Annotated in this window: 11 protein-coding genes; all 11 read right to left on the bottom strand. The window is 66.1% G+C overall.

Features of this window, described 5'->3' with window-relative positions; all coding sequences use genetic code 11:
• From nuoK to ACYU98_RS13690, 11 genes are read right to left on the bottom strand one after another with little or no spacing between them, the layout of a single operon-like run.
• Entirely contained in the window at positions 1–300 is a 300-nt protein-coding gene (nuoK, locus tag ACYU98_RS13740) for an NADH-quinone oxidoreductase subunit NuoK (RefSeq protein ID WP_460468777.1), read from the bottom strand.
• On the bottom strand, positions 297–1,091 hold the full coding sequence (locus ACYU98_RS13735; protein WP_460468776.1) for an NADH-quinone oxidoreductase subunit J: 795 nt from the start codon (positions 1,089–1,091) through the stop codon (positions 297–299). Before ACYU98_RS13735 ends, nuoK begins: the two co-directional genes overlap by 4 nt.
• A complete protein-coding gene (nuoI, locus tag ACYU98_RS13730; protein WP_460468775.1) occupies positions 1,088–1,717 on the bottom strand; it encodes an NADH-quinone oxidoreductase subunit NuoI in 630 nt (209 codons plus the stop codon). Before nuoI ends, ACYU98_RS13735 begins: the two co-directional genes overlap by 4 nt.
• Complete coding sequence (nuoH, locus tag ACYU98_RS13725; protein ID WP_460468774.1) at positions 1,710–3,137, bottom strand: NADH-quinone oxidoreductase subunit NuoH; 1,428 nt, start codon at positions 3,135–3,137, stop codon at positions 1,710–1,712. Before nuoH ends, nuoI begins: the two co-directional genes overlap by 8 nt.
• Complete coding sequence (locus ACYU98_RS13720) at positions 3,134–5,629, bottom strand: NADH-quinone oxidoreductase subunit G (RefSeq protein WP_460468773.1); 2,496 nt, start codon at positions 5,627–5,629, stop codon at positions 3,134–3,136. The genes nuoH and ACYU98_RS13720 overlap by 4 nt, the downstream gene beginning before the upstream one ends.
• The gene (gene nuoF / locus ACYU98_RS13715) at positions 5,626–6,942 is read right to left on the bottom strand and encodes an NADH-quinone oxidoreductase subunit NuoF (RefSeq protein ID WP_460468772.1); all 1,317 of its coding nucleotides are present in this window, start codon (positions 6,940–6,942) and stop codon (positions 5,626–5,628) included. Before nuoF ends, ACYU98_RS13720 begins: the two co-directional genes overlap by 4 nt.
• On the bottom strand, positions 6,942–7,634 hold the full coding sequence (gene nuoE / locus ACYU98_RS13710) for an NADH-quinone oxidoreductase subunit NuoE (protein WP_460468899.1): 693 nt from the start codon (positions 7,632–7,634) through the stop codon (positions 6,942–6,944). Before nuoE ends, nuoF begins: the two co-directional genes overlap by 1 nt.
• Before the next feature lie 23 nt (positions 7,635–7,657).
• On the bottom strand, positions 7,658–9,016 hold the full coding sequence (locus tag ACYU98_RS13705; RefSeq protein WP_460468771.1) for an NADH-quinone oxidoreductase subunit D: 1,359 nt from the start codon (positions 9,014–9,016) through the stop codon (positions 7,658–7,660).
• Positions 9,016–9,819 (bottom strand): NADH-quinone oxidoreductase subunit C, encoded by an 804-nt coding sequence (locus ACYU98_RS13700; RefSeq protein ID WP_460468770.1) that lies wholly within the window; start codon positions 9,817–9,819, stop codon positions 9,016–9,018. The genes ACYU98_RS13705 and ACYU98_RS13700 overlap by 1 nt, the downstream gene beginning before the upstream one ends.
• A complete protein-coding gene (locus tag ACYU98_RS13695; RefSeq protein ID WP_460468769.1) occupies positions 9,819–10,373 on the bottom strand; it encodes a NuoB/complex I 20 kDa subunit family protein in 555 nt (184 codons plus the stop codon). Before ACYU98_RS13695 ends, ACYU98_RS13700 begins: the two co-directional genes overlap by 1 nt.
• Positions 10,374–10,402: 29 nt before the next feature.
• Complete coding sequence (locus tag ACYU98_RS13690; RefSeq protein WP_460468768.1) at positions 10,403–10,777, bottom strand: NADH-quinone oxidoreductase subunit A; 375 nt, start codon at positions 10,775–10,777, stop codon at positions 10,403–10,405.
• Positions 10,778–10,786: the final 9 nt, after the last annotated feature.

Genomic DNA, 10,786 nt, shown 5'->3' with positions numbered 1-10,786 from the left:
TTAGAACTTCAACAGGTTCGCGTCATCCACGGACGCCGAACGGCGGGCGCGGAAGATAGCCATGATGATCGCCAGACCGATCACGACCTCGGCCGCGGCCACAACCATGACGAACAGCGCCATGACCTGACCGTCGAGACCGCCGTGCATCCGGGCGAATGTCACGAACGCCAGGTTCGCCGCGTTGAGCATCAGCTCGACGCCCATGAACACGATGATCGCGTTGCGTCGCAGCAGCACAGAGGCCGCGCCGATCGAAAACAGGATCACCGCAAGATAGATGTAGACCATGGGGCTCATCGGTCGCCGCCTCCGTTCTGATACCGGGTCATGTCGCCGGCCTCGCCCTCGAGCTCGTCGCTGGCGGCCAGCAGCCGCTCACTGTCGGCTACCTGACCACGCGCCTTGAGGACTCGAGAAATGGACTTCTCCGACGGGCTGCCGTCGGGCAGCAGAGCCGGAGTGTCGACCGCGTTGTGGCGGGCATAGACACCGGGCACCGGCAGACCGGCCAGGTCCTTGCCGCTGCGGATGCGCGCCTGCGACCACTCGGCCTGCGTCGGACGCGGGGTGAGTCGCTCGCGGTGAGCCAGCACCATCGCACCGATAGCGGCGGTGATCAGCAGCGCGGAGGTGACCTCGAAGATCCAGACGTACTGGCCGAAGATCAGGTTCGCGATGCCGCTGACGTTGCCGTCGGCGTTCACCTTGTCGAGCCCGGCGAAGGGGCCGAAGTCGCTCTTGGCCAGGGCCGCGACACCGAGAGCGGCGAGCGCGAGACCGAGCAGCAGACCGGCAACACGCTGGCCCTTGATCGTCTCCACGAGCGAATCGGAACTGTCGACGCCGACCAGCATGACGACGAACAGGAACAGCATCATCACCGCGCCGGAGTAGACGAAGATCTGAATGACACCGAGAAACTCAGCCTGCTGCGCGATATAGAAAATACCGAGCGAGACCATCGCCAACGCCATGCCCATCGCGGCGTGGACCGCCTTACGGGCGAACAGCAGCGCGAGCGCGCCGAACACCGACAGCGGAGCCAAGAAGAAGAAGAGCGTCGATTCTGCCCCACCGAGGTGGCTCATGCGCGGTCCTCCTTCTCGTCCTGCGGGTCGGCGCTGCCGCCGTAGTCGCGGACCCAGTCCTGCTGGGACTGCGTCGCGGCCTGCACCTTGCCCTGGTAGTAGTCGCGCTCCTCCATGCCGTCCACCATCGGGTGGGGCGCCGGAAGCATGCCCGACAACACCGGAGCCAGCAACTGGTCCTTGGTGAAGATCAGGTCAGCGCGGTTGTTGTCAGCCAGTTCGTATTCGTTGGTCATCGTCAGCGCACGGGTCGGGCACGCTTCGATGCACAAGCCGCAGAAAATGCAACGCAGGTAGTTGATCTGGTAGACGCGACCGTAGCGCTCGCCCGGCGAGAACCGCTCACCTGCGGCGTCGTCGTTGTTGGCACCCTCGACCAAGATCGCGTCGGCTGGACAAGCCCACGCGCACAACTCGCAGCCGACGCACTTTTCGAGTCCGTCGGGGTGCCGGTTGAGCTGGTGGCGACCGTGGAACCGCAGCTGCGTCGGGCGCTTCTGCTCCGGGTATTCCTCGGTCTCGATCTTGCGGAACATAGTGCCGAAGGTGACACCGAATCCCGCGATCGGGGCGAACAGGTCGGACAGGAATCCGCCCGACGAGTCCTTGTTCTTGCTGTCAGCCACGGGGTTCCTCCGGGTTGATCGCAGGGTTGACCTTGGAATCGGTCGTGGTGGTAGTGAGGCGGCTGCCGGTCAACGCCGGCACCGGTTCGACGAGTCGCTGACCCGGCAACGGCGGGACCGGGTGGCCTCCGGCGAACGGGTTGATCGTCTCGGGGACGCTGCGGTCGTCGTCGCTCTCGCGGCGCGACTGACGGGCATCCCATGCCCACGCGACGCCGAGCACGATCACCGCGATCAGACTGGTGACCAGCAACGTGGAGCGCGGCACGTCCAATGGGCCGAGCGATATCCGGCTGTTGCCGAGGAAGCCCAACTGCGCGGCGCGGATGAAGGCCACGGCGACAACCCAGACCAGGGTGGTCGGGATCAGGACCTTCCAGCCCAACTTCATGAACTGGTCGTAACGGACGCGCGGCAGCGAACCACGCAGCCAGACGAAGAAGAACATGAAAGCCCACAGCTTCACGACGAACCAGAGCAGACCCCACCAGCCACCGTTGAAGAATCCACCGGCGATGGCCGCGATTCCCGGAGGTGCCTGCCACCCGCCGAGGAACAGCGTGGTGGCCAGGGCCGAAACGGTGAACATGTTGACGTACTCGCCGAGGAAGAACATCGCGAACTTCAGCGAGGAGTATTCGGTGTGGAAACCGCCGGTCAGCTCCCCCTCACCTTCGGCGAGGTCGAACGGCAGACGGTTGGTTTCACCGACCATCGTGATGATGTAAACGAAGAACGAGAAGAACGCCGGAATGGCGTACCAAAGGCCCTTCTGCGCATAAACGATCTGGCTGGTCGACATCGACCCCGCGTAAAGGAACACCGCGACCAGGGCAAGGCCCATGGCGATCTCGTACGAGATGACCTGCGCCGATGAGCGCAAACCACCCAGCAGCGGGTAGGTCGAACCGGACGACCACCCGGCCAGCACGATGCCGTAGACACCAACGCCGGCAACGGCCAGCACCAGCAGCACCGCGATCGGAGTGTCGGTCAACTGCAAAGGGGTGCGGTGACCAAACATGTGGACGTCGTTGCTCAGCGGGATGATCGCGAACGACACGAACGCCATCGCGCCAGCGATCACCGGCGCCAGGATGAACATCAGCTTGTCGGCGGCCTTGGGAGTGACGTCCTCCTTGAGGGCGAGCTTCACCCCGTCGGCGAGCGTCTGCAAGAGACCGAACGGGCCCGTGCGGTTCGGGCCGGGACGCTGCTGCATCCGGCCGATCACGCGACGCTCGAACCAGATCACGATCAACGTGTTCAGCAGCAGGAAGACGAACAGCAGCAACGCCTTGACCAGCGACAGCCACCAGGGGGTGTCGCTGAAGTCGGCCACCGGGTTGTCCCCACGGGCATGAAGTTGGGCCGGCAGTTGAGCCGGAACTGCTGCGACAAAGTGCGCGAACGTGCTCACTTGGCACCTGCCTTGGTCAGCGCCACCGGCGAGCCGGAGTCGACGTCGAGCGTTCGACGCACCTGGCTGTCAATGGAGTTCGTCGGAACCCAGACCACATGGTCGGGCATGTCGGTCACCGCGACCGGAAGCGTGAGCGCCCCGACCTTGGTGGAAAGGGTCACCGGGTCACCCTCGGCCACGCCAGCACCCTGCGCGGTCGACGCGGACATCCGCGCCACCGATGGCCGGGCGGTGCCAGCCAAGAACGGCTCGCCATCCTGCAACGAACCCTTGTCCAGCAGCTGCGACCAGGTCGACAGGATCGCTTCACCGATCAGCGGTCGCGGCGCGCCCGTCGGGCGGACCCGGGGGCGTACGGCCCGGTCGCCGGTGTGGGCGCCGATCTCGGCCATCTCGGCTCGGACCTGCTCCAGGCTGCGCGCACCCAGGAACTCACCGAGCTCGGCGGCCAGCAGGTCAAGGACCCGGTGGTCGGCCATTGCCTGGGTGTCGAGCGCCCGCTCGAAGCGGCGGACCCGGCCTTCCCAGTTGACGTAGGAACCGGCCTTCTCCTGCTGGGGGGCAACCGGCAGGATCACGTCGGCATAAGGTGCCACCGACGAGTCGCGGATCTCCAGCGAGACGACGAACGCCTTGTCGAGAGCGGCTCGGGCCGTCTCCTGACCGACCAAGTCGCCCACATCGACGCCACCAACCAGCAGGCCGGCCAGTTCACCGTTCGCGGCCGCCGCCAGCATGCCGGCGGTGTCGCGGCCGGCGGTCGCCGGCAGTTCGTGGGCGCCCCAGACGGTCGCAATCTGGTCGCGGGCGGCCGCGTCGGTGACAGGACGGCCACCCGGCAGCAGGGTCGGCAGCGCGCCGACCTCGATCGCACCACGGTCGCCGGCCCGACGCGGGATCCACGCCAGACGAGCACCGCGGGTCGCGGCGTAGGCAGCAGCCGACGAGAGCGCGCCCGGAACAGCGGCCATGCGCTCCCCCACCAGCACGATGGTGTCGCCATCGCCCTCGGTGAGCAGGTTCGCGGTGTCAGCAAGCGGACCATTCGGGTCGCCGAGCGCTTCGAGAACTTCGGCCTCGGTGCCGGGGGCGGTCGGCACGAGGGTGCCGCCGACCTTCTCCAGCCCGCGGGTCGCGTACGGCGCGAGCGCGACGACCTTGACCTTGTTCTTGCGGAAACCCTTGCGCAGTCGAAGGAAGGTTATCGGCGACTCGTCCTCGGGTTCGAGGCCGACCAGCAACACTGCCTTCGCGTTCTCCAGGTCGGCGTGGGTGACCGCGCCGGACTCCGGCGAGGTGGCCACCACGGCGTGGGCCAGGAAGTCGGCCTCCTCCGCGGAGTGCGGGCGCACTCGGAAGTCAATGTCGTTGGTGCCCAACACCATTCGAGCGAACTTGCTGTAGGTGAAGGCGTCTTCGACGCTCAACCGGCCGCCGGTCAGAACCCCGACGCCCTGCGCATTGCGCGCGGCAGCAAGACCCTTGGCGGCGAACTCCAGCGCTTCGGGCCATCCGGCCACTCGCAGCTGGCCGTTCTCCCGGATGAGCGGAGTTTCGACCCGGGCTGAGGTGGCGTAGGTGAACGCCCAGCGGCCCTTGTCGCAGTTCCACTCTTCGTTGACGGCCACGTCTTCCAACGCCATCCGGCGCAGTACGACGCCGCGGCGGTGGTCCGTACGCAACGAACAACCGCTCGCGCAGTGTTCGCAGACGCTCGGCGTCGACACCAGGTCGAACGGCCGCGAGCGGAAGCGGTAGGCCGCACCAGTCAGGGCACCCACCGGACAAATCTGAACCGTGTTGCCGGAGAAGTAGCTCTCGAAGGGCTTCTCCTCGTAGATGCCGACCTGCTGCAGCGCACCGCGCTCAATCAGCGCGATGAACGGGTCACCGGCGATCTGATCGGAGAATCGGGTGCAGCGCGCACACAGCACGCAGCGCTCGCGGTCGAGCAACACCTGGCTGGAGATGTTGATCGGCTTGGGGTAGGTGCGTTTGATGTCATCGAAGCGCGACTTGGCCCGGCCATTGCTCATGGCCTGGTTCTGCAGGGGGCATTCGCCGCCCTTGTCGCAGACCGGGCAGTCGAGCGGGTGGTTGATCAGCAGCAGTTCCATGACGCCCTGCTGTGCCTTGTCGGCCACCGGGCTGGTCTGCTGCGTGTGGACCTCCATGCCGTCGCCGACCTCGAGGGTGCAGGAGGCCTGCGGCTTGGGCATCGGTCGCATGGAGCCGTCCGGCCCCTTGGTCGACACGTCGACCAAGCACTGCCGGCAGGCACCGACCGGGTCGAGCAACGGGTGGTCGCAGAACCGCGGGATCTGCACGCCGATCTTCTCGGCGGCACGGATCACCAGGGTGCCCTTGGGCACACTGACGGGAACGCCGTCGATGGTCAGCGAGATGTCGTCAGGCGCGACCGGAACGGCCGCGTTCTTGCCGGTGTCGACGGAGTTTCCGCCGGCAGACGGCGAGGTGAGCGTCGTCATGCGGAGACGGTCTCCTTCGTGTTGAACAGCACCGAGCGCTCCGGCGGAAAGGCTTCCCACCAGGGCGAGTGCATCCCGGCCTCGAACTCCTCGCGGAAATACTTCACCGCGGAGGTGACCGGGCTGGTGGCCCCGTCACCCAGCGCGCAGAACGCGCGGCCGAGGATGTTGTCGCAGATGTCGACGAGCTTGTCGATGTCGTCTTGGGTGCCCTTGCCGTGTTCCAGCCGATTCATGATCTGCTTCAGCCAGAACGTGCCCTCGCGACACGGCGTGCACTTGCCACAGGACTCGTGGGCGTAGAAGTCGGTCCACCGGCTGACCGCACGAACGACCGAGACGGTTTCGTCGAAGATTTGCAGCGCGCGGGTGCCGAGCATCGAACCCTCCGCAGCAACCGACTCGAAGTCCAGCGGAACATCCCAGTGGGCGTCGGTGAAGATCGGCGTCGAGGAACCACCGGGGGTCCAGAACTTCAACCGGTGACCATTGCGGATCCCACCGGCCATGTCGACCAGTTCGCGCAGCGTGATGCCCATCGGCGCTTCGTACTGGCCCGGGCGAGTGACGTGACCCGAGAGCGAGAAGATGCCGAAACCGGTCGACTTCTCGGTTCCCATGCCCTTGAACCAGTCGGCGCCGTGCAGCAGGATCGGCGGCACCGATGCGATGGACTCGACGTTGTTGACCACGGTCGGACGCGAGTAGAGACCCGCGACAGCCGGGAACGGTGGCTTCAACCGCGGCTGGCCGCGGCGGCCTTCGAGGGAGTCCAGCAGTGCCGTCTCCTCGCCACAGATGTAGGCACCGGCACCAGCGTGAACCGTGACATCGAGGTCGAAACCAGAGCCGTGGATGTTCTTGCCCAGGTGACCAGCGGCATAGGCCTCTTCGACCGCGCGCATCAAGCGCCGGTAGACGTGAACGACCTCACCGCGCAGGTAGATGAATGCGTGGTTGCAGCCGATCGCGAACGAGGTGATCACTACGCCTTCGATCAGGAAGTGGGGCGCCGCCATCATCAGCGGTATGTCCTTGCAGGTGCCCGGCTCCGACTCGTCGGCGTTCACCACGAGGTAACGCGGGCCGCCGTCCGGCTTGGGCAGGAAGCCCCACTTCATACCGGTCGGGAACCCGGCGCCGCCGCGGCCACGAAGACCGGAGTCCTTGGTCATCGCGACCAAGTCTTCCTGGCTCATGCCGAGCGCCTTCGTCAGCGCGCGGTAGCCCTCGTTCTCTTCGTACGTCGCCAGCGTCCAGGACTGGGGTGCGTCCCAGAACTTGGTGAGGATCGGGGTCAGTTGGGTGGTCATCACTCGCCGTCCTTCTCGCCAGGGGCGGTCCAGTTGTTCTGGTGGGCGATCTTGAGGCCCTCCAGCGAGGCAGGGCCAGCACCGACACCTTCGTCGGCCAGACCATCGGGGAAGCCGGCCAGGGTGCGGCTGACCTGCTTGAAGGTGCAGACCTTGTTCGGTCCACGCGAGGGCTTGACGGCCTTGCCACTGCGCAGGTCATCGACCATCGCCTTGGTCGAGTCGGGCGTCATGTTGTCGAAGAACTCCCAGTTCGCCATAACGACGGGCGCGAAGTCACAGGCCGCGTTGCACTCGATGCGCTCGAGAGTGACCTTCCCGTCGGCGGTGGTCTCGTCGTGGCCGATACCGAGGTGGTCGCTCAACTCGTCGAAGATCTGGTCGCCGCCCATTATCGCGCAGAGCGTGTTGGTGCAGACGCCGACGGTGTAGTCACCGTTGGGGTGGCGCTTGTACTGCGTGTAGAAGGTCGCCACACCCGACACCTCGGCGTCGCTGAGGTCGAGCTTCTCGGCGCAGAACGACACGCCACGGCCGGTGATGTAGCCGTCGATGCTCTGAATGAGGTGCAGCATCGGCAGCAGCGCCGATCGCGGTTGCGGGTAGCGCGCCACGATCGCGTCGGCATCGGCGTGCAGCGCAGTGAGCTGCTCGGCGGTGTAGGGCTCGTCGCTGGCGTGCAGCGGGGTCATCGGGTGAAGCGGGGAATCTGCACTCACCGGTCCACACCTCCCATCACGGGGTCGATCGAGGCAACGGCGACGATGACGTCGGCAACAGCGCCGCCCTCACTCATCGCGGCCACGGCCTGCAGGTTGTTGAACGACGGGTCACGGAAGTGCGCGCGGTAGGGGCGGGTGCCGCCGTCAGAGACGACGTGGCAACCGAGTTCACCCTTCGGGCTCTCCACCGCGGCATACGCCTGGCCAGCGGGAACCCGGAAGCCCTCGGTGACCAGCTTGAAGTGGTGGATCAGCGATTCCATGGACTCGCCCATGATCTCGCGGATGTGGTCGAGGCTGTTGCCCTGACCGTCGGCGCCCACCGCCAACTGGGCCGGCCAGGCAATCTTCTTGTCGGCCACCATGACCGGGCCGGGGTTGGCCTCGAGACGGTCAACGGCCTGCTCGACGATGCGGATCGACTGGTACATCTCGTCGATCCGAATCCGCAGCCGAGCGTAGGCGTCGCACTCGTCACGGGCCACGACGTCGAAGTCGTAGGTTTCGTAGCCGCAGTAGGGCTCGGCCTTGCGCAGGTCGTAGGGCAGACCTGCCGCGCGCAACACCGGGCCGGTGAGGCCAAGAGCAACACAACCGGTGAGGTCGAGGTAGCCGACGTCGCTGGTGCGGCCCTTGAGGATCGGATTCTCGTTGAGGAGCAGTTCGAGCTCGTGAACGCCGCGACGCAGGTCGGGCAGCATCTGACGAACCGCGTCGATGGTGCCGACCGGGATGTCCTGGGCCACGCCGCCAGGGCGGACGTAGGCGTGGTTCATCCGCAGGCCGGTGACCATCTCGAAGATCCGCAGGATGCGCTCGCGCTCGCGGAACCCGATGGTCATGACCGTCGTGGCGCCCATCTCCATGCCGCCGGTTGCCAGACACACCAGGTGGGAGGCGGTGCGCTGCAGTTCCATCATCATCACGCGGATGGTGGTGGCTCGCTCCGGGATCTGGTCGGTGATGCCGAGCGCCTTCTCGATGGCCAGGCAGTAGACCGTCTCGTTGAAGATCGGCATGACGTAGTCCATGCGAGTGCAGAAGGTCACGCCCTGGGTCCAGGTGCGGAACTCCATGTTCTTCTCGATACCGGTGTGCAGGTAGCCGATGCCAGCTCGCGCTTCGGTGACGGTTTCGCCGTCAAGCTCGAGGATCAGCCGGAGTACGCCGTGGGTCGAGGGGTGCTGCGGACCCATGTTGACGACGATCCGCTCCTCGTGGAGGGCTGCGGCTTCATCAACAACGGAGTCCCAGTCGCCACCCGCGGCGTTGATCACCGGGGTGTCGTCGTCGACGTCGTGGGTCGAGCTGCCGAACGGGTCGGCGGCAGAGGTGTGAGAGGTGGCCGACATCAGTTGTAGCTCCTGCGCTCGTCCGCGGGCTGCACGGTGGCGCCCTTGTATTCGACCGGGATGCCGCCGAGCGGGTAGTCCTTGCGCTGCGGGTGGCCCGGCCAGTCGTCGGGCATCAGGATCCGGGTCAGGGCCGGGTGGCCGTCGAACTCGATGCCGAACATGTCCCAGGTCTCGCGCTCGTGCCAGTCGGCGCCGGGCCAGACCGAGGTAATGCTCGGGATGTGGGCGTCACCGTCGGGAGCTGTGACCTCCAGGCGCAACCGGCGGCTGCCGTTGGTGATCGACACCAGGTGATAGACGGCGTGCAGTTCGGCGCCGGTCTCCTGCGGATAGTGGACCCCGGAGACGCTGACACACATTTCGAAACGCAGCGCCGGGTCATCCCGCAGCGCCTGCGCGACGACCGGGAGGTGGGCGCGGTCAACGAAGAACGTCAGTTCGCCGCGGTCTACGACCACGCGGGTCACTGCCGTTTCGAAGGAGGGGCCTCCGTTGCCAAGGGCCGCGGTCAGTGCGTCGGCCATCTCGTCGAAATGACCGCCGTACGGTCGCTGCGCGGCGCCGGGGAACAGCACCGGGCGCTGCAGGTTGCCGTAGCCGGAGGTGTCATTGCCCAACGAGGAGCCGAACATGCCCTGCTTATGGGCGACGAGCACAGGAGCGCCAGCAGCCGGGTGGTCCACGACCGTCCCGTCTTCCTGCGCGATCTCGACGTCGGACTTAGGCTCCGTCGGAGCGTCCTTGACCGGACCGGTCACCGGGTCCTTCGGCAAGTCGTTGAGCGCCTTGTCATCTGCCATCAGGCGAGCAACCCCTTCATCTGGTGGGTCGGTGTTGCTTCCATCGCGGCGCGCTCGGCGGCACGAGCCGCCTCGACCCGGTTTACGCCCAGCGGCGTGGACTGGATCTGCTTGTGCAACTCAAGAATCGCGTGGAGCAGCATCTCCGGGCGAGGCGGACAGCCGGGCAGGTAGATGTCGACCGGGATGACGTGGTCGACGCCCTGCACGATCGCGTAGTTGTTGAACATGCCGCCGGAGCTGGCGCAGACACCCATCGAGATGACCCACTTGGGCTCGGGCATCTGGTCGTAGACCTGGCGCACGACGGGGGCCATCTTCTGGCTGACCCGGCCGGCGACGATCATCAGGTCGGCCTGGCGAGGGGTGGCGGAGAACCGCTCCATCCCGAACCGGGCGATGTCGTAGTCGGGGGTGCCGACCGCCATCATCTCGATCGCGCAGCAGGCGAGCCCGAAGGTCGCCGGCCAGACCGAGCTCTTACGCATGTAGCCAGCCAGACCCTCCACCGTGGAGAGCATGAATCCGGCGGGAAGCTTTTCTTCAATACCCATGGTTGTCTCCTAGCGCCTCTGTCTGCCTGTCAGTCCCACTCGAGCCCGCCGCGGCGCCAGACATAGGCGTACGCGATGAAGACGGTCAGCATGAACAGCACCATCTCGACCAGGGCGAACAGGCCCATCCGGTCGAACGACACCGCGAACGGATAAAGGAACACCGATTCGATGTCGAAGATGATGAACAGCATGGCTGTCAGGTAGTACTTGATCGGCACCCTGCCACCGCCGTCGGCATGTGGGGAGGGCTGGATGCCGCACTCGTAAGCGTCGGCCTTCGCCCGGTTGTAGCGCTTCGGTCCCGCCAGGGCACCGGCTCCGACCGAGAAGACGGCGAAGCCGAGACCGATGGCGGCGAAGAACAACAGCGGTGCGTACGAATAGGTGGTCAAGCCGGTCATCGCAGCGAC

The sequence above is a fragment of the Calidifontibacter terrae genome, from assembly GCF_054778835.1.
This window is presented reverse-complemented; position numbering and strand designations above follow the sequence as displayed.

Excerpts from the sequence above, each read along its gene's own strand:
- nuoK (WP_460468777.1), bottom strand. The coding sequence starts at position 300 with ATGAGCCCCATGGTCTACATCTATCTTGCGGTGATCCTGTTTTCGATC.
- ACYU98_RS13705 (WP_460468771.1), bottom strand. The coding sequence starts at position 9,016 with ATGTCGGCCACCTCTCACACCTCTGCCGCCGACCCGTTCGGCAGCTCG.
- nuoE (WP_460468899.1), bottom strand. The coding sequence starts at position 7,634 with ATGACCCCGCTGCACGCCAGCGACGAGCCCTACACCGCCGAGCAGCTC.
- ACYU98_RS13720 (WP_460468773.1), bottom strand. The coding sequence starts at position 5,629 with ATGACGACGCTCACCTCGCCGTCTGCCGGCGGAAACTCCGTCGACACC.
- ACYU98_RS13735 (WP_460468776.1), bottom strand. The coding sequence starts at position 1,091 with ATGAGCCACCTCGGTGGGGCAGAATCGACGCTCTTCTTCTTCTTGGCT.
- ACYU98_RS13700 (WP_460468770.1), bottom strand. The coding sequence starts at position 9,819 with ATGGCAGATGACAAGGCGCTCAACGACTTGCCGAAGGACCCGGTGACC.
- nuoF (WP_460468772.1), bottom strand. The coding sequence starts at position 6,942 with ATGACCACCCAACTGACCCCGATCCTCACCAAGTTCTGGGACGCACCC.
- ACYU98_RS13690 (WP_460468768.1), bottom strand. The coding sequence starts at position 10,777 with ATGACCGGCTTGACCACCTATTCGTACGCACCGCTGTTGTTCTTCGCC.
- ACYU98_RS13695 (WP_460468769.1), bottom strand. The coding sequence starts at position 10,373 with ATGGGTATTGAAGAAAAGCTTCCCGCCGGATTCATGCTCTCCACGGTG.